The sequence below is a fragment of the Flavobacterium suncheonense GH29-5 = DSM 17707 genome, from assembly GCF_000430025.1.
GTDB classification, from domain to species: Bacteria; Bacteroidota; Bacteroidia; order Flavobacteriales; family Flavobacteriaceae; genus Flavobacterium; species Flavobacterium suncheonense.
The window spans coordinates 105,717-121,733 of record NZ_KE387021.1 but is presented as its reverse complement, the minus strand read 5'-3'; the positions used below and the strand labels follow the sequence as shown (position 1 = coordinate 121,733).

18 protein-coding genes are annotated in these 16,017 nt (G+C 37.5%); 9 read left to right on the top strand and 9 right to left on the bottom strand.

Annotated features, from left to right (window positions below; translation table 11 throughout):
- Positions 1 to 340 precede the first annotated feature (340 nt).
- The 3 genes from G498_RS0113080 (at position 341) to G498_RS0113070 (ending at position 2,397) form a co-directional block, all read left to right on the top strand.
- A complete protein-coding gene (locus G498_RS0113080) occupies positions 341 to 709 on the top strand; it encodes a hypothetical protein (protein ID WP_026981565.1) in 369 nt (122 codons plus the stop codon).
- A 164-nt stretch (positions 710 to 873) separates the two neighbouring features.
- Positions 874 to 1,149, top strand: a complete 276-nt coding sequence (locus tag G498_RS0113075; RefSeq protein WP_026981564.1) for a DUF3817 domain-containing protein — start codon at positions 874 to 876, stop codon at positions 1,147 to 1,149.
- A gap of 9 nt (positions 1,150 to 1,158) precedes the next feature.
- Positions 1,159 to 2,397 (top strand): mechanosensitive ion channel family protein, encoded by a 1,239-nt coding sequence (locus G498_RS0113070; protein WP_026981563.1) that lies wholly within the window; start codon positions 1,159 to 1,161, stop codon positions 2,395 to 2,397.
- A 132-nt stretch (positions 2,398 to 2,529) separates the two neighbouring features.
- Here the strand turns inward: G498_RS0113070 and G498_RS0113065 are convergent, their stop codons facing one another.
- Both G498_RS0113065 and G498_RS0113060 read right to left on the bottom strand, forming a co-directional pair.
- Positions 2,530 to 2,904, bottom strand: a complete 375-nt coding sequence (locus G498_RS0113065) for an acyl-CoA thioesterase (RefSeq protein WP_026981562.1) — start codon at positions 2,902 to 2,904, stop codon at positions 2,530 to 2,532.
- Positions 2,901 to 3,317, bottom strand: coding sequence for an NUDIX domain-containing protein (locus tag G498_RS0113060; RefSeq protein WP_026981561.1), 417 nt, complete (start codon positions 3,315 to 3,317; stop codon positions 2,901 to 2,903). The genes G498_RS0113065 and G498_RS0113060 overlap by 4 nt, the downstream gene beginning before the upstream one ends.
- 96 nt (positions 3,318 to 3,413) lie before the next feature.
- Between G498_RS0113060 and G498_RS0113055 the strand changes: the two genes are divergently transcribed.
- Entirely contained in the window at positions 3,414 to 3,809 is a 396-nt protein-coding gene (locus G498_RS0113055) for a hypothetical protein (protein ID WP_026981560.1), read from the top strand.
- Between the two features lie 79 nt (positions 3,810 to 3,888).
- On the opposite strand, the gene G498_RS0113050 is transcribed toward G498_RS0113055, so the two are convergent.
- Genes G498_RS0113050 through G498_RS0113035 form a run of 4 tightly spaced genes read right to left on the bottom strand, consistent with a single transcriptional unit; the run spans position 3,889 to position 7,173 of the window.
- On the bottom strand, positions 3,889 to 4,554 hold the full coding sequence (locus tag G498_RS0113050) for a DUF2461 domain-containing protein (RefSeq protein WP_026981559.1): 666 nt from the start codon (positions 4,552 to 4,554) through the stop codon (positions 3,889 to 3,891).
- Positions 4,555 to 4,601: 47 nt separating this feature from the next.
- On the bottom strand, positions 4,602 to 5,114 hold the full coding sequence (locus G498_RS0113045; RefSeq protein ID WP_026981558.1) for a hypothetical protein: 513 nt from the start codon (positions 5,112 to 5,114) through the stop codon (positions 4,602 to 4,604).
- Between the two features lie 5 nt (positions 5,115 to 5,119).
- Positions 5,120 to 6,499: a sensor histidine kinase gene (locus G498_RS0113040; protein WP_035744133.1), complete on the bottom strand. Its 1,380-nt coding sequence runs from the start codon at positions 6,497 to 6,499 to the stop codon at positions 5,120 to 5,122.
- Positions 6,499 to 7,173, bottom strand: a complete 675-nt coding sequence (locus G498_RS0113035) for a response regulator transcription factor (RefSeq protein ID WP_026981556.1) — start codon at positions 7,171 to 7,173, stop codon at positions 6,499 to 6,501. The genes G498_RS0113040 and G498_RS0113035 overlap by 1 nt, the downstream gene beginning before the upstream one ends.
- Positions 7,174 to 7,294: 121 nt before the next feature.
- Between G498_RS0113035 and G498_RS0113030 the strand changes: the two genes are divergently transcribed.
- Complete coding sequence (locus G498_RS0113030) at positions 7,295 to 9,388, top strand: LTA synthase family protein (protein WP_026981555.1); 2,094 nt, start codon at positions 7,295 to 7,297, stop codon at positions 9,386 to 9,388.
- Here G498_RS0113030 and G498_RS0113025 read toward each other — a convergent pair.
- Complete coding sequence (locus G498_RS0113025) at positions 9,385 to 11,412, bottom strand: hypothetical protein (protein ID WP_026981554.1); 2,028 nt, start codon at positions 11,410 to 11,412, stop codon at positions 9,385 to 9,387. The two genes, G498_RS0113030 and G498_RS0113025, sit on opposite strands and share 4 nt — an antisense overlap.
- A 49-nt stretch (positions 11,413 to 11,461) precedes the next feature.
- Positions 11,462 to 12,208, bottom strand: a complete 747-nt coding sequence (gene fabG / locus G498_RS0113020; protein WP_026981553.1) for a 3-oxoacyl-[acyl-carrier-protein] reductase — start codon at positions 12,206 to 12,208, stop codon at positions 11,462 to 11,464.
- A 353-nt stretch (positions 12,209 to 12,561) separates the two neighbouring features.
- On the opposite strand from fabG, the gene G498_RS0113015 reads away from it, so the two are divergent.
- The 4 genes from G498_RS0113015 to G498_RS0113000 are packed head-to-tail and all read left to right on the top strand — an operon-like array spanning position 12,562 to position 15,052.
- Positions 12,562 to 12,945, top strand: a complete 384-nt coding sequence (locus G498_RS0113015; RefSeq protein WP_026981552.1) for a hypothetical protein — start codon at positions 12,562 to 12,564, stop codon at positions 12,943 to 12,945.
- Positions 12,946 to 12,950: 5 nt separating this feature from the next.
- The gene (locus G498_RS0113010; RefSeq protein WP_026981551.1) at positions 12,951 to 13,721 is read left to right on the top strand and encodes a polyphosphate polymerase domain-containing protein; all 771 of its coding nucleotides are present in this window, start codon (positions 12,951 to 12,953) and stop codon (positions 13,719 to 13,721) included.
- A complete protein-coding gene (locus tag G498_RS0113005) occupies positions 13,702 to 14,340 on the top strand; it encodes a DUF4956 domain-containing protein (RefSeq protein ID WP_081694241.1) in 639 nt (212 codons plus the stop codon). Before G498_RS0113010 ends, G498_RS0113005 begins: the two co-directional genes overlap by 20 nt.
- Positions 14,333 to 15,052 (top strand): DUF2490 domain-containing protein, encoded by a 720-nt coding sequence (locus tag G498_RS0113000; protein ID WP_081694240.1) that lies wholly within the window; start codon positions 14,333 to 14,335, stop codon positions 15,050 to 15,052. Before G498_RS0113005 ends, G498_RS0113000 begins: the two co-directional genes overlap by 8 nt.
- 47 nt (positions 15,053 to 15,099) lie before the next feature.
- Here the strand turns inward: G498_RS0113000 and sucD are convergent, their stop codons facing one another.
- A complete protein-coding gene (sucD, locus tag G498_RS0112995) occupies positions 15,100 to 15,972 on the bottom strand; it encodes a succinate--CoA ligase subunit alpha (protein WP_026981548.1) in 873 nt (290 codons plus the stop codon).
- Positions 15,973 to 16,017: the final 45 nt, after the last annotated feature.

Genomic DNA, 16,017 nt, shown 5'->3' with positions numbered 1-16,017 from the left:
AGGCTTTCCAAGTAAGAGCCTGAGCACTCTGTTGAATAATTTTGGGCTGTTTTTGAAAATAAAGTCAGTTTGTGGTAACTGATAAAGGCAGATTTTGCCTAACGAATCATAAAGATACTATATTCTGTTTTTGGAGAAAAACATAAGCTTTGTTATTAGTTAAATCCAAAAAAAACATCGACGAAATACAGCATATTTTAAGGTTTTATCAGCATTACTGTATGAATGGACAACTAATGACAGAAAACTGAAAAATAAAGCAAGAATTTTATTTTAAAAAAGAGAATAAATCTTATTTTTGCAAACCAATTCGAGTTTTTAAACCAATCAACTTATTATCGTGGAAAATCCAACTGCACAAAAATTAATTCACAAAATCCAATTAGATTTATTTAAAAATGGATTTGTAGCCGAAACATTAGTAGCTGATTTGAAAAAATTACGCGAATATGCTCTTGAAGAACAAAATCCTGTTCTGGTAAAAGCTATTCGTCTGGCTTACGAACATATTGAAGAAAACGGCGCGTTTTTAATCGGAATTCCTGATGATGAGCCTTTGGAAGGTGAAACTGAAAATGCCGAAGTTAACGTTTCAAGCGAAAACAATCTTGAAAGTTTAGAATACCTGCTAAACCTTTTTACGGATTTGAAGAACAAAAACAATATTTCAGATTTAAGAGAATACAATAAAGCATTTCAGGCTTATTAATGTTTTGAATCTCAAGAATCATAAACTACGCCGAACAGCGTAGTTTTTTTATAAGTTTTAGTTAAATACTGCGAATTCTATCGGTTTCTGTACTACATTTGACTGCTTTTCTGAAGATTTACCAAGAAAATGCATTCGTTTAATTTTCATTATTTTACACTATCATGAATCGTATTTTTAAAATTACGGCGTTACTGGAAGGAGTTTCATTGTTGGTTTTGTTTAGTAACATGTTATTCATTAAGCCCACAAATTTAGAGTTGTACAAAACCTTACTGTTTCCGGTTGGCATGGCGCATGGTTTGTTGTTTATCGCTTACATTATTTTTGCCACTATGTTCAAAATCGAAGACAACTGGCCGTGGAAAAAATACGGAATCGTATGTGTGGCATCGGTTTTACCGTTCGGAACTTTTTACGTAGAGAAAAAAATATTGTAATTTTAAGACATGAAGATCTTTAACTGGGCGTACAAAATATTTAAAGAATTGGGATTCAGCGAACTTTGGGCTGATTATTCCAATCTCGTCATCAATATTATCATCCTGATAATCACCGCTTATGTTATCGATTATATCTTTAAAAAGATACTTATCATTGTAATGGCCATTGTGGCAGCAAGAACAAAATCAACCTTTGACGATTTTCTGGTTGCCAATAAAACAGCCAAGTATGTAGCGCATTTGTTTACGCTTTTCTTCATTTACAAAACCGTTCCGATTATCATGAAGGATTTTGTGTATTGGGAAGGGATTTTTACAAAAGGCGTTAAATTCTACATCATTATTTTATCGCTTTGGATTATCCGAAGTATTCTTAATTCCCTTAAGGATTATTTAAAAGGAAAAGAAAAATACAAAGACAAGCCCATTGACAGCTACATTCAGGTAATCATGATTTGTTTGTGGGTTTACGGAATCATCTATTTTATATTGACGCTTTTCAATACCAGTATTGGTCAGCTGCTTACTACTTTAGGAGCCGTTTCAGCTTTAGTTTTATTAATTTTCCGCGATACGATTTTAGGATTTGTAGCGAGTATTCAGGTAACGGTAAACGATATGGTACGCATCGGCGACTGGATTACGATGGAAAAATACGGAGCCGACGGAGACGTAATCGAAATCAACCTGGCAACGGTAAAAGTGCAGAATTTCGACAATACGATTACCACAATTCCAACCTATTTCCTGATTTCGGATTCGTTTAAGAACTGGCGCGGTATGCTGAATTCCGACGGAAGACGCATGAAACGTTCCATTTTGCTGAAATCCAGCAGTATTCGTTTTTTAACGGATAGTGAAATTGAAAACCTGAAGAAAATCCAGTTAATTGCTCCGTATCTGAATCACCGTCAGGCGGATATCAATAAATACAACCTCGAAAAAGGAATTGATAAATCGGTTTTAATCAACGGCCGTAATCTGACCAATTTCGGAATCTTCAGAAAGTATATCGACCAGTACATTGCCAATCATCCGGGCATCAACAAAGACATGCTTTTTATGTGTCGCCAGTTACAGCCTACCCAAAACGGAATGCCGTTAGAGATTTATGCGTTTGTAAACGACAAGCGTCTTGTGCAGTACGAACACATCATGTCTGACATTTTCGACCACATATTGGCTTCTGTTCGCTATTTTGATATGGAAATTAATGAAACCGGTGCGATTAAGATTGAATATTAATTGATTTCATTTAAAGAATAATAAACCACGAATTCACGAATTAGACGTAAAAACAAATAATTTTATCAATCCGGTTTTATTATTGAAAGCCTTAAAATCAGTGCATTTGTGGCAAAAAAAAAATCTAATAATTTATTCTCCAGATTCCAGCGACGTTTTCCCGTGAATAGCCGGTTGTCCGAAACTGTCCAGATTCACCATCGTAATGGCATCAACGGTAATAATCACGGCTTTGGTCATCACATTTCGCACTTCGCAACGCATGGTTATGGAAGTTTTTCCGAATTTAACGATATCCAGTCCGATTTCAATAATATCACCTTGTCGTGCCGAACTCATAAAATTGATTTCCGACATGAATTTGGTCACAATTCGGTTGTTTTTCAGGATGATAATCGAATACAATGCAGCTTCGTCATCAATCCAGGATAATAATTTTCCTCCGAATAACGTTCCGTTGGCGTTTAAATCTTCGGGTCTTACCCATTTTCTAGTTTGGTAGTTCATAACGCAAATTTCTGTAAGGACAAAGTTACAATTTCTTCGTGATCGAAAGCCATTTTCGGCAAATCTTTTACAGCAAACCAACCCGTTTCTTTGGCATCGTCGGCAGCAACCGCAATAGTATTGTCAGGAACAATTCCGAAATAAGCAACCGAAACCACATGACTTCTCGGATCGCGAAACGGTTTTCCGAAAGCGCCAACCTGTTCTAGATCAGTTACTCTTATTTGGGTTTCTTCTTCCAGTTCGCGAATGGCTGCGGCTTTTAAATCTTCGTTTTCATCCACAAAACCGCCCGGAAGCGCCCAACAGTCTTTAAAAGGCTCGTTCTTACGCTTTATTAAAAGCAGTTCGTAATCGCTTGATTTTCTTAGGATAACCGCATCTACGGTTACAAATATTTTGGAGGTTCTCATACTAAAAGTTTTCAACACTAAACTACTAATAACTTTTTAAATGCATCGACAATCGGCATTTCTTATTTAGTAATTTTAATTCAAAGGATAGGAACCATGGAAAATCGCGACACATTTCTTATTGATTTGAGAGGTGAACCTCTTGGAACGATTTCGGCTCAGTCTACCTCTGAAGAAGTTTTTCAGAACAGGACTTTACGACCTATACTGGTTTTACAGAACGAACTTTTTATTGAAGTTTTTCTGAATTATGCCATCAAACAGAAAAACGTCTTCTTTTCCCTGTCACCGGAAAAGAAAATGGCTTACATCGAAAACGTGATTCAGCGCGACATCAAATTCAGAAATTCATTAAAAGGAATCATTATCGGACTTTTTACGGTGGAGGAATACAAAGAATACATCCAAAACTCCTCAAACATCAACAAAAGAATGATGAACATGCTGATTGAACGTTTAAAAAGCCAGGTTCAGATTCTTACAGACGAGTAACCACAACCAAAAACAAATACCACTAACCGAAAAAGCTGTCGTACAAGGACAGCTTTTTCATTTATGCCTGATTTTCAGGTTAGTAAATACTTTCTCCGTTTAAGTTGGTTCCCAAAACTTCACTCATATAATCAAAAAAAGGTCGCATGGCCAAAAAGGTATTTACAACTTCCGCTTTAAAATTTTTGTCCGTTACTTCTTTGTCGGTGAATTTTCTGGAAATCAGATACTGTTTTTTTCGGATTAAGTCGATGGCCGGATGCTCTTTGTCAAACCCTTTGGGAGCTGTTTTTAACTCCTCGCCTTCCAGTTTGCCGAAAGTTTTTACGAAATTTTCATCGGAAATGATTGCTCTTATCTCACTGTCGTCCATTTCAAATTCTTTTCGGATACGGTTTAAATCTTCGGCATTGGGTTCCCAAAAACCGCCGCCTACAAAACTTCCGCCTGGTTCAATATGCAGATAATAACCGCCGCGCAACATCGGTTTGGTTCTTCCCAAAGCCACTCCGAAATTGGTTTTATAAGGCGATTTGTCTTTAGAAAAACGAACATCGCGATAGATTCTGAACATTTGGATTTTATCGATACTGTCGGTTTTGGATAAATCGGTTACAATTTCCATTGTAAAACTTTTGAACTCTTTTTCAAGTTGCTGAAATTCTGTCTTATTATCGGCAAACCACTCGCGGTTGTTGTTGTTTCTGAGTTTGGTAAGGAACTCTAAAGTTGCTTTTGAAACCATTTTTTTCTTTTAAAGATAATAATTCTTCATTAAAAATTCAGGCAGTACTATTGCTCGGTCTCATTTTTATGTTCAACAGCATCATCGTTGTTGTGGTGATTTTCTTCCCCTGAAACCGTAACATTTTCCCGAATTTCCGTGTGACGGATTTCACCACCAGAAGTCCCAACCGGTTTCGACAACACGGAAGAACCAAGCGCCAAAACCAAGGTTACAAAGGCAAAAACTTTCGCTTTTCCGTGATTTCGGATGGAAGTAATTAACGCTAAAAGGGAGACAGCGCCCGTCAGATAAAGCAGAATTGCTAATTTCTCTGCAATTTCTTCGTGCTCATGAATAAGGTTGTGAGCGATTCCTAAATCTTCGGCAATATCCTCTGCTCCTTCTCCGGTTCGCATGGCTACTAAACCCAAAATTGCTGTAATGATCAGCAAAACAAAAGCGGTATGCTGTACTGATTTGTTTTTCAGGATTATTCCGGCAAGTAAAATACCAAACCCGAAAATACTTCCGATAATCGGGAAATGGTTGAAAATCATGTGTAAATGTGCGTCGTTCATAATATTTATTTTTTAAAAATGAGTTTAAAAGTGGTTTTCTGATTGGTATTGCTTTCAATCTGTATGTTGATTTGCAGTAAATCACAAAGTTTTTTTACTATAGACAAACCCAAACCAACGCCTTTTACGGCCGTGATATCCGACGAATGGGATCTGAAAAAAGGACGGAACACCTTATCAATATCTTCTGTGGGAATTCCTGTCCCGGTGTTGGTGATCTGAAATTCAAGCTGATGTTCATTTTCAGCGGCACTCAGCATCACTTCTCCTTCTTTGTTACAGTATTTAAGAGCATTGGAAACCAGATTTGACAGGATAATCTGAAATTTATCGGGGTCTGTATGAATCTGAAAATCTTTCTCAAAATTCGTTTTTATGTTGATTTTATCGTTGGTAATCTTATCGGAAAACCGGGCAAGGGTTTCGAATGTCATGGTGTTTAAAGAAAAGGCTGTATTCCTGATATTGGCTTTTTGATTTTCAAACCGGGCAAGCAGCAACAGTTCGTCTACGAGATTATTGAGGCGGTCTACTTCTGAAATGCAAAAAATAATTTTCTTTTCATATTCTTCTTTTTCACGAGGTTTGCGTATTAATACTTCAAGTGTTCCTTTAATTACAGCTAACGGCGTTCTCAGCTCGTGGGAAGCATCCGAAGTGAATTGTTTTTCCCTTTCCACCGCACTTTCGATCCGGTCCAAAAGCTTGTTGATGTTTTCGGAAAGCGAGTAAATTTCGTCTTTATTTTTGGGAAGTTCCATCCTGTAACCCAGATTGTCTTTGGTTATTAAGCCGGAAGTCCTGATAATTTCGTTTACGGGCTGAATACTTCTTCCGGCAATAATTCTAGCAACCAGAAAAAGGACAATCAGAACAATCGGATACAGAATAAAAAGAATCGTTTTGAGGCTTTCCAGAAGCTGTAGAGGATGTTCAATCGACATGGCTATCAATAAGTAACCGACCTTTTTTTCTTTGTCAAAAATCGGTGTTTGGGAAAGCTTAATGTCCTGATGGTTAATCGTTGAATTTTTATAGGTTTTGGAAGAAATGTTTTCCTGAAATTCCAGATGTTCTTTTTTAAGGTTAGGAGACTTTTCAATTGTGCGCCCTTGTAAATCCGTGATCTGAACGAAAACCGGATTCAGGTTTACTACGTTATGTTCCTTTTCCTCCCACTCTTCTTTGTTTATCCAGACAATCTGTTTTCCGTTAAACTTCATCTCAGCCTGATGCATTTTGATTTCTTTTTCAATATCTTCTGTAACACTTTGAAAAACAAGATGTTTCACAGTCGAATAAACAGCAAAAAACACCACAAACACTAATAAGGCCGTGGAAATTATATAGTATAAAGCAATTCTGTTTTTAAAGGAAAGCTGCATTATTTAGGGTTTGCGTCATCAATCATGTAACCAACACCACGTATGGTTTTGATAAAATCGTCTTCTTTTTTTAAATTCATTTTTTTGCGGATCGCATTGATAAATACATCTATAACTCCGGTGTCGTATTCAAAATATATTCCCCAGACATCTTCAATAATATTATTTCGGGTACAAACACGGCCTTTATTTTCAATGAGATACTTTAATAATTCATATTCCCGCTGTGTAAATGCGATTTCTCTTTCTTCTACCAAAACTTTTCTTCGCAATACATCCAAAGTAACAGGGCCTAACTTTACAACTTCTTCTTTACTGTTATCCCGGAAGTGAATTTTAATCCGTTCCAGCAATTCTTCAAAACTGAACGGTTTTTTGATGTAATCGTTCGCACCGGCCTTCAAACCTTCAACCGTTTCCTGAACCGTATCTTTGGCGGTTAAAAACAAAATGGGCACTTTCCTGTTTTTCTCCCGTATTTTTTTACACACTTCCAATCCGGACATTTTAGGCATAAGCCAGTCTAAAAGCACCAGATCCGGCTTGTTAGCATTAAAAGCTTTTAACCCTGAATCGCCGTTGTTGGCCACTGTAACTTTATAATTTTCTTCCTCTAAACCTTGTTTCAAAAAACCGGAAATACCGGTTTCGTCTTCAATAATGAGAATGTGCATAATTAACGTTTGAAATGTACTACAATATAACGATTAATGACGAATTGGGAAACGAATCTTAAGCGAAATTTAAGCATCTATTATTCAGTGTTTTATAGGTTTACACCAGAATAATTGCCCTATGAAATTTTTAAAAAACACATATCCGTTTTACCTTATCGGAGTTTTTTACCTGATGGTAAACCTTGTGCTGAGAATTGTATTGCTATTCCACCCGTTAACTCAGGCAAATTATAAGCTAACGTTTGTTATCAGGATTTTACTGCTTGGAGCAGTTTCTGATTTCTTTATCTACCTGATTGCCGGTTCGGTATTGGTTTTATACCTGCTTTTTATATCGGACAGTAAATTTATCAAACCTTGGGGATATCTCATTTTCGGAATGTTGCTGTGCCTGTTGGTATACGTTTCATTTTTTAACACAATTCTGAATGAATATGGCGGTGTTATTCCGGAAATCGGCATAAGTCTGATTGGCCTGAAAACCTTTTTGTTCGGAATGCTGCTTTTTCTTCCAAAATACCGAAAATCAATTCGGTTGGCCTTGTACTCAATTGCCGTTTTTCTTTTTGTTCTTGTAATTATTCAGAATGCGGTAAGCGAATTTTTCTTTTGGAATGAATTCGGGGTACGCTACAATTTTATTGCCGTGGATTATCTGATTTACACCAACACCGTAATCGGTAACATTATGGAATCGTATCCGGTTTTACCGCTTTTTGCAGGAATTGGCGTAATTGCTTTGGTTTCCACTTTTATAATCGTCAGAAAGTCTAAAAGTTTTCTTGACCATCTTCCTACCTTTGAAGAAAAACTGAAAACAACCTTTGCTTACGCCGTAATGTTTGTTGCAGCGCTGTACGCTGTTCCGTTTTTCGCAAAATATGAAAATTCGCAGAACGTTTTTAATAACGAGTTGCAGGCTAACGGGCTTTATAAATTCTATACAGCCTTTAACAGCAGCGAATTGGATTACCTGAAATTTTACCATACCATTCCTGAAAATGAAGCGTATACGCTGCTTAGGCATGATATTCACAGTCATTCGAATAATTCCACTTTTCGTCCTGTAATCAATAAGCAGCCGGAAATTCATAAAAATGTGGTACTGATTACGGTGGAAAGTTTAAGTGCCGATTTTATGAAAACCTACGGCAACGAAAAGAACATAACCCCTTTTCTGGATGAGCTTGCTTCGGAAAGCCTGCTGTTTTCGAATTTATACGCTACTGGTAACAGAACCGTCAGAGGCTTGGAGGCATTAACACTGTGCATTCCTCCGACAGCGGGCGAAAGCGTTGTGAAAAGGCTTGACAATAAAAACAAATTTTCAACGGCTTCAGTATTTAAAAGCAAGGGATATCAGGTAAAATACCTTTATGGCGGCGATGCATTTTTCGATAATATGCATGATTTTTTTACCGGCAACGGTTATACGGTTGTGGATAAAAAATCATTTTCGAAAGAAGAAATTACTTTTTCCAACGTTTGGGGCGTTTGCGATGAAGACATGGCACATAAAGCCATTCGGGTGATGAATGACGAAGCCAAAAGTGGGAAACCGTTTTTTAACCATTGGATGACCGTAAGCAACCACCGTCCTTTCACCTATCCCGAAAATAAAATCGACATTCCGTCCGATTTCAAATCGCGTGAAGGCGGCGTAAAATACACCGATTATGCCCTGCGTCAATTTTTTACAGAAGCAGCAAAACAGCCCTGGTTTAAGAAAACCGTTTTTGTCATTGTTGCTGATCATTGCGCTTCCAGTTCCGGAAAAACAGAATTGCCTCTGGAAAAATACAGAATTCCGGCGATGATTTATGCGCCGGGGTTTGTCAAACCTAAAAAATACACAGAGCTGATGTCGCAAATTGACATCATGCCGACAGTTTTCGGATTGCTCAACTTTACTTATAACAGTAAATTTTACGGTCAGGATGTTTTTAAACCGGATTACAGTCCCAGAGCCTTTATTGCAACGTATCAGGATTTAGGACTGATAAAAGATAATGTTCTGACGGTTATTTCACCTGTTAAAAAGATCAGACAGTTTGAATTGGTGCCGCAAAAATCAGATTGGGACATAGCGGTTCGGTACGATGAAAAACCAATCCGAAAAATAAGAAAAGATTTGGTGATTAAAACCGTTGCGTATTATGAAACGGCTTTCGAAATGCTAAAAAGTAAAAAATATCAGCGTTTTAACAATTAAAGCAATCCGTTATACTTTCTGATAAACCATTCTGCAGCTAAAGAAGCAGCGAGGATTACCAGCAGCCAAACCCAGTCTATCAATGGTGTTTGTCTGATTATAGCTTTTTCAACAGGTTTATACGTTTCATTTTTAGACAGAATATCAATCAGTTGGTCAATCTGGTTTGGATAATACGCTTTTCCTTCTGTATTGGAAGCCAACTGGTTCAGACGGCTTACATCCGGATTGATGAACTGTTTTTCGATTTCAAAATCAAGCACCTGGAAACTTCCGGAATATTGCGTTTTGGAATTGTTTTCTTTAACGGTAAAACTGTAAACACCGTGTTCCAGACCGTCCAGATTTACTTTGTATTCATTATTGCCTTTTAAGAAATCGTATGATTTTACAGCTTTGGTCTGATTGTTCTTCAGTTGAATAGTTAATCGTGCATTTTCGTCAAATTCATAGTTTTTATTGAAATACTGCGCTGAAATTTCGATGGTTTCACCGGAATTGTAAAAACTGTCGTGGGTAACCACCAGAGATTTTTTGGCTGCATTAGAGGCCAGATACTGAATGATTTTATCCGTAAAAATGTCGAAATTTTCAAAGGATTTGGTTTTGAGGTGGCTTTCCATACGCCATTTCCAGATGTTCTCGCCAAAAAGAAAAGCATTTCTGTGCAACCCATTTTCCGAAAAAGCAAGCAGCGGATTTTCAGTAGCAAGATTTCGGACTTTCGATTTTAAAAGCGTATTGGCGTTTCCTTTCAGCGAAATCGTTCCGAACGGATGCTCTAAAGGCGGAAATTGCTCAAACCCAATATCATCTAAAGCAAACGAATTGAACTGCGGGTTAAACTCCGCCGTGTAATCTTCTTTAAGACCGGAAACCTTACACTGCACCTGATTCTGATATTGATTCAGCAGGTTAAAATCCGTGTTCATTCCGGTAATTACAAAACTGTTAAGCTGGAGTTTCTGATTCTGTTCCAAAACGGTTCTGAACTGTGCATCGGGCTGATATAAAATCAAAACATTGTAATCTTGTAACGATTTGATTTCGTTTGGTTTAACAATGGTTACTTTGCGCTGTTGATTAGCTTCAATAGAGCGTTTTAAAGCGCTTAAATCCGGATGATTAACCGATGAAATTAAAGCGATTTCAGAACGCTGATCGATGATTTCAACGGCAAAATTCTTAACGTTATTGTATTGATTTTTCTCTTTTTCCGAAGACGAAATAACAGCTTTAAAAGACTGTACGCCTACCTTATCCGCATTGAGTAAAACCGAAACCGCCTGCGCTTTTTTGGCCGGTGAAAATGAAATATTCTGTTTGTGAAGGGTTGCATTTCCCTGTTGTATGCTGAAGGTTGCGTTTACCGGTTTGGTTCCGCTGTATTGCAGAAATACTTCTACAGGGAATTTGTTTTTCAGAAAAGCGTATTTGTTTACATTCAACTGATTGATTTTCAGATCTAAGAACGTAGTAGTGTCACCCAAAACCAGCGGATAAACCGTTGTATTCTGTTGAAAGCTGTACACGTAATCATTCCCAATCGTCTGATTTCCATCGGTTAAAAGCACCACCGGATAATGCTGATTTCTGTAAAACTGCTTCAGATTTTGCGCAACCTGATCGATATGGGTTTGCTTTCCTTTAAAATCCAATTCGTTACCGGTGTGAAAATCAGCATCAAAACGGTACAATTGTACTTCGTATTTATCTTTCAGGGAATTGCTTTTCGATAATTTCTCAGCAAGTTCTTTGGCTAAAGTCTCCTGCCCTAACTCCTTGACAGATTGGGAATTATCCACCACAATTGGCAATGGCGTTTTGATTACTTCGTATGTCTTTCGGGAAATAATCGGATTGATTAACAACACAAAAACCGAAAACAGCGAAATAAAACGCAAAAAAGCCAAAAAGCGATTTACTTTCGATTCGCTTTTGGCTTTGTATAAATATTGGTAAAACGACAAACCGGCAGCAATCAATACGGATACTACTAACAGTAAAATTGTGCTTGTTGTCATTTTTGATTGTTTTTTTAGGTCATTCGTTCCGAAAAACGGATAACGCAGATTATGTTAACATTCCGCCGTCTACGTTGATTACCTGACCGGTAATATAAGCACTCATGTCACAAGACAGGAATACACAGGCGTTTGCTACGTCTTCCGGAGTTCCGCCACGTTTTAAAGGAATGTTTTCTCTCCAGCCTTTTACTACGTCTTCGTTTAATTTTGCAGTCATTTCCGTTTCAATAAAACCTGGTGCAATTACGTTACAACGGATATTTCTGGAACCTAATTCCAAGGCTACGGATTTCGAGAAACCAATTACACCCGCTTTAGACGCCGCGTAATTCGTTTGCCCGGCATTTCCTTTCACACCAACTACCGAACTCATGTTGATAATGGAACCCGCACGGTTTTTCAGCATAATTTTCTGAACCGCTTTGGTCATGTTGAAAACAGATTTCAGGTTTACGTCGATAACCGAATCAAAATCTTCTTCTGAGATACGCATCAACAAATTATCTTTGGTAATTCCGGCGTTGTTGATTAATATGTCTACGTTTCCGAATTCTGCGATAACGTCGTCTACCAGTTTTTGAGCTTCGTTAAAATCAGCAGCGTTGGACTGGTATCCTTTGGCTTTTACACCTAAAGCTGTCAATTCATTTTCCAATTCCTGGGCCGCAGCAGCGGATGAACTGTATGTAAAAGCAACATTAGCTCCGTTTTTGGCAAATACCTCGGCAATTCCTCTTCCGATTCCTCTGCTCGCTCCGGTTATGATGGCGGTTTTTCCTTCTAATAATTTCATATTTTGTTTAGTTTGTTCGGTTTTACAAGGAAACAAATATATTATTTTACAAGCGAAGATAAAACTATTTGCTGCAAGATTTTATCCACATTTCATCTTGATAAACCATCCTGATAACCAATAACAAATTGTGTAACAGAATTTTACCTTGTTTATGCTCTTTAACGTTTTTTTCTTCACTTTAAAAGAGTTCCTTGTCAGATATAAACTATAGTTTTAAATTTATGGTTGAATTGATACCACAATTTAATTTATCTGTCATTATCCACTTCTGTGACAGTGTTTTACTAGACTTCCAGACGATTTACACCTGAAGCTATTGTTTATTAAGTATTTGATAAAGTTTAGTCGATATGAAAAAGTTATTGGTTTTGTTAATTGCCCTTATGGCGTTAACATCGTGCTCTAAAGAAGAAGGATACGGAGGATTAGCCTCGATTAGCGGCAAAGTATACGCTAAAGATTATAATTCCAGCGGTACATTGGTTTCAGAAGGCTATCTGGCCGGAATGAAAGTGTACATCAGTTCTCATGACGGGAATTCCTTTTATGATGATGTAGACACGTATCCGGACGGCTCGTTCAAATTTGACTTTCTCCATAAAGGCACTTATGATGTTTGGGTAATCGGGGATTGTGATTATTGTCCTTGGGATCAGGTTTATGTGCTGAAAACCATTGAAGTAACCTCCAAAAAAGAAGATGTTGTTGTAGAAGATTTTGTGATTTCAATTTAAAAACCATGCTAGAAAATTTTACTTCCAGACTTGCTTCACTTAAACCGGTTTCAATTGATAAAATAGAAAATGTCGCATTGTTAAACCGGGTTGACCGCAAATTCGTCCTTACCGAAGACGAACTGGAAAGTATTATTCCTTGCCTTGTCGACAATTATTACATACTGGAAATTAACGATATACGGATTTTTTCCTATGAAAATAATTATTTCGATACTCCGGATTTACAGTTTTTCCGTGATCATCATAACGGATATGTTAACCGCATAAAGGTTCGTACCCGAAAATATGTGGAAACGGATATGTGCTTTTTCGAAATCAAGAAGAAAGAAAAAGTGGAACGTACCAACAAGCACAGGGAATCTGTCCCGGAAATGTTTTCGGATATCGACCAGGAACGCATTAACATAATACAGTATTATTCCAATAAAAATATCAAGGAAGTCCATTTGGTGCTGAAGAATAACTTTCATCGCGTAACGCTGGTTAACAATTCCTTTACGGAAAGAGTTACTATTGATATGGATTTGCATTTTATGGACGATAAAAAAGAGGTAGACTTTGGAAGAATTGCCATAGTGGAAATCAAACAGGATAAAAACTCCCAAGGCTCGCCTTTAACCAGATTTTTGAAACAGAACACCATCCGGAAACAAAATATCAGCAAATACATTTACGGCGTGATTTCTCTGAACGATTCCGTGAAGAAAAACAACTTCATGCCCATGATTAAAAAAATAAACAAACTTCAGCATTATGGAACTAATGGACGATAATACTCTAATGGCTGGCCTTAACGCCTCCGATTTTATCTGCCGGGCAATCATTGATGCTGTGTCAATTTTGTTGTTGGTATGTATTTATTATCCAAAGCATAAAAACAAAGATTTTATTTTTACTTTCTTCTTATTTAACATTGTCAATTTTCTGATATGCAGTTTGTTAGCTGCGGCAAAAATTAAAATTGCGTTTGCTTTTGGGCTGTTTGCCATGTTTTCCATTATCCGTTACAGAACGATTGCCATTTCCATTAAAGATATGGGCTATTTCTTCGTTTGTGTTGCCATGGCCATGCTGAATTCATTGGCTGCGGTAGATAATTATCAGCTGCTGATTGCCTGTAATGTTCTTGTACTGTTTTTAACTTTTGTGTTAGAGCGATTGGATTTTCTTAAAAATGAAAACGCTAAGGAAATCGTTTACGACAGAATTGATTATATCAAACCCGATTATAACGATCAGCTTTTGGAAGATTTAACCGAAAGAACCGGTTTAAAAATACACCGTGTTGAAATTATTTCCATTGATTATCTGAAAGATACCGCTTTGTTACGAGCCTTTTATTACGCCAAAGAAAGTGAAAACAACTTGCCTAATTCGGAAGACAATGACTAAGAAGTTCTTTGTAATATGGCTGTTAATGTGTCCTCTTGTGGTTTTGGGTCAGGAAAACACAGATCTGCAGTTGCGCATGGTGCCTTCCGTAAGTTATAAGTTTACTAAAAAATGGGGCGTTGCCGTCGCGTATCGTTACGATATTTATAAAGATTTGCAGGAATTTAAATCGAGTATGTTTCAGGGGGAAATTCGTTACGATCTTTCGAAAAAGTTTCGTTTGGAAACCGGATATCGCTTCCGGACCTCTTATACCGAAGACCAGCATCGGATTTATGGAGGATTGCGTTACGATCAGGAAATCATAACCGGTCTGAAAATTTTCCTTGCGACAAAATACCAATTTTCAACCGGCAGTTTTGATAAAGAATATATGGCCATTTACGACAGACCAAACCATGTTCTCAGAGAAGATTTAAGTTTTGAATACACCATTCCGCAAACAAAACTCTCTTTGTCTGTGGGAACCGAATTTTTTATCAAACAGGATAACACAACAAAAGAATGGGAACTGAACCGTATCCGTTCATCTTTCGGAATCGATAACAAATTCAAATACGGAAATACCGTCGGCATTGGCATCTTCTACGACGACAAAACAAATCCCCGAAAAGAAGACCGCATCGTTTTGGTTACAAAATACAATCTTTCCATTGATGACATGATTAAAAAAATCAGGAAGGAAAGACTTAAAAAAGAAGAAAAAAAATAAGCCCTACATTATGCAGGGCTTATTCTTATATAGTTTAAAACTTGAGATTATCCCAAAACTTCTTTCACTTTTTTACCAATTTCAGCCGGAGAATCAACCACGTGGATTCCATTCTCTCTCATGATGCGTTTTTTAGCTTCCGCTGTATCATCTGCACCACCAACGATGGCTCCTGCGTGACCCATTGTACGTCCTTTTGGAGCTGTTTCACCGGCGATGAAACCTACAACCGGTTTTCTGTTTCCGTCAGCTTTAACCCAACGTGCAGCATCTGCTTCTAATTGTCCACCGATTTCACCAATCATGATGATTAATTCCGTTTCAGGATCGTTCATTAACAACTCAACGGCTTCTTTTGTAGTAGTTCCGATGATTGGATCTCCACCGATTCCGATAGCTGTTGTGATACCAAAACCTTGACGAACCACCTGATCAGCAGCTTCATACGTTAAAGTTCCTGATTTAGAAACGATACCAACTTTTCCTTTTTTGAAAACGAAACCTGGCATGATACCAACTTTAGCTTCTTCAGGTGTAATTACACCCGGACAGTTAGGACCAACTAAACGACAGTCTCTTGTTTTGATGTAATCGTATGCTTTAATCATATCTGCAACAGGAATTCCCTCTGTAATACAAATGATTACTTTGATTCCAGCGTCTGCAGCTTCCATAATCGCATCGGCAGCAAAAGCAGGCGGAACGAAAATGATAGAAGTATCTGCACCAGCCTGATCTACAGCATCTTTAACGGTGTTGAAAACCGGACGGTCTAAGTGCATTGTACCACCTTTTCCAGGAGTTACACCACCAACAACGTTTGTTCCGTATTCAATCATTTGGGAAGCGTGGAATGTTCCTTCACTTCCTGTAAATCCCTGAACAATTATTTTAGAATTCTTATTAACTAAAACACTCATGATATAGTTTTTAATGTTGTTTTTAAAATTGCATTGCAAAAATAG

Bases quoted from the DNA above. Each gene is read 5' to 3' on its own strand.
- G498_RS0113075 (WP_026981564.1), top strand. From the start codon at position 874: ATGAATCGTATTTTTAAAATTACGGCGTTACTGGAAGGAGTTTCATTG.
- G498_RS0113070 (WP_026981563.1), top strand. From the start codon at position 1,159: ATGAAGATCTTTAACTGGGCGTACAAAATATTTAAAGAATTGGGATTC.
- G498_RS0113065 (WP_026981562.1), bottom strand. From the start codon at position 2,904: ATGAACTACCAAACTAGAAAATGGGTAAGACCCGAAGATTTAAACGCC.
- G498_RS0113060 (WP_026981561.1), bottom strand. From the start codon at position 3,317: ATGAGAACCTCCAAAATATTTGTAACCGTAGATGCGGTTATCCTAAGA.
- G498_RS0113055 (WP_026981560.1), top strand. From the start codon at position 3,414: ATGGAAAATCGCGACACATTTCTTATTGATTTGAGAGGTGAACCTCTT.
- G498_RS0113050 (WP_026981559.1), bottom strand. From the start codon at position 4,554: ATGGTTTCAAAAGCAACTTTAGAGTTCCTTACCAAACTCAGAAACAAC.
- G498_RS0113045 (WP_026981558.1), bottom strand. From the start codon at position 5,114: ATGAACGACGCACATTTACACATGATTTTCAACCATTTCCCGATTATC.
- G498_RS0113040 (WP_035744133.1), bottom strand. From the start codon at position 6,499: ATGCAGCTTTCCTTTAAAAACAGAATTGCTTTATACTATATAATTTCC.
- G498_RS0113035 (WP_026981556.1), bottom strand. From the start codon at position 7,173: ATGCACATTCTCATTATTGAAGACGAAACCGGTATTTCCGGTTTTTTG.
- G498_RS0113030 (WP_026981555.1), top strand. From the start codon at position 7,295: ATGAAATTTTTAAAAAACACATATCCGTTTTACCTTATCGGAGTTTTT.
- G498_RS0113025 (WP_026981554.1), bottom strand. From the start codon at position 11,412: ATGACAACAAGCACAATTTTACTGTTAGTAGTATCCGTATTGATTGCT.
- fabG (WP_026981553.1), bottom strand. From the start codon at position 12,208: ATGAAATTATTAGAAGGAAAAACCGCCATCATAACCGGAGCGAGCAGA.
- G498_RS0113015 (WP_026981552.1), top strand. From the start codon at position 12,562: ATGAAAAAGTTATTGGTTTTGTTAATTGCCCTTATGGCGTTAACATCG.
- G498_RS0113010 (WP_026981551.1), top strand. From the start codon at position 12,951: ATGCTAGAAAATTTTACTTCCAGACTTGCTTCACTTAAACCGGTTTCA.
- G498_RS0113005 (WP_081694241.1), top strand. From the start codon at position 13,702: ATGGAACTAATGGACGATAATACTCTAATGGCTGGCCTTAACGCCTCC.
- G498_RS0113000 (WP_081694240.1), top strand. From the start codon at position 14,333: ATGACTAAGAAGTTCTTTGTAATATGGCTGTTAATGTGTCCTCTTGTG.
- sucD (WP_026981548.1), bottom strand. From the start codon at position 15,972: ATGAGTGTTTTAGTTAATAAGAATTCTAAAATAATTGTTCAGGGATTT.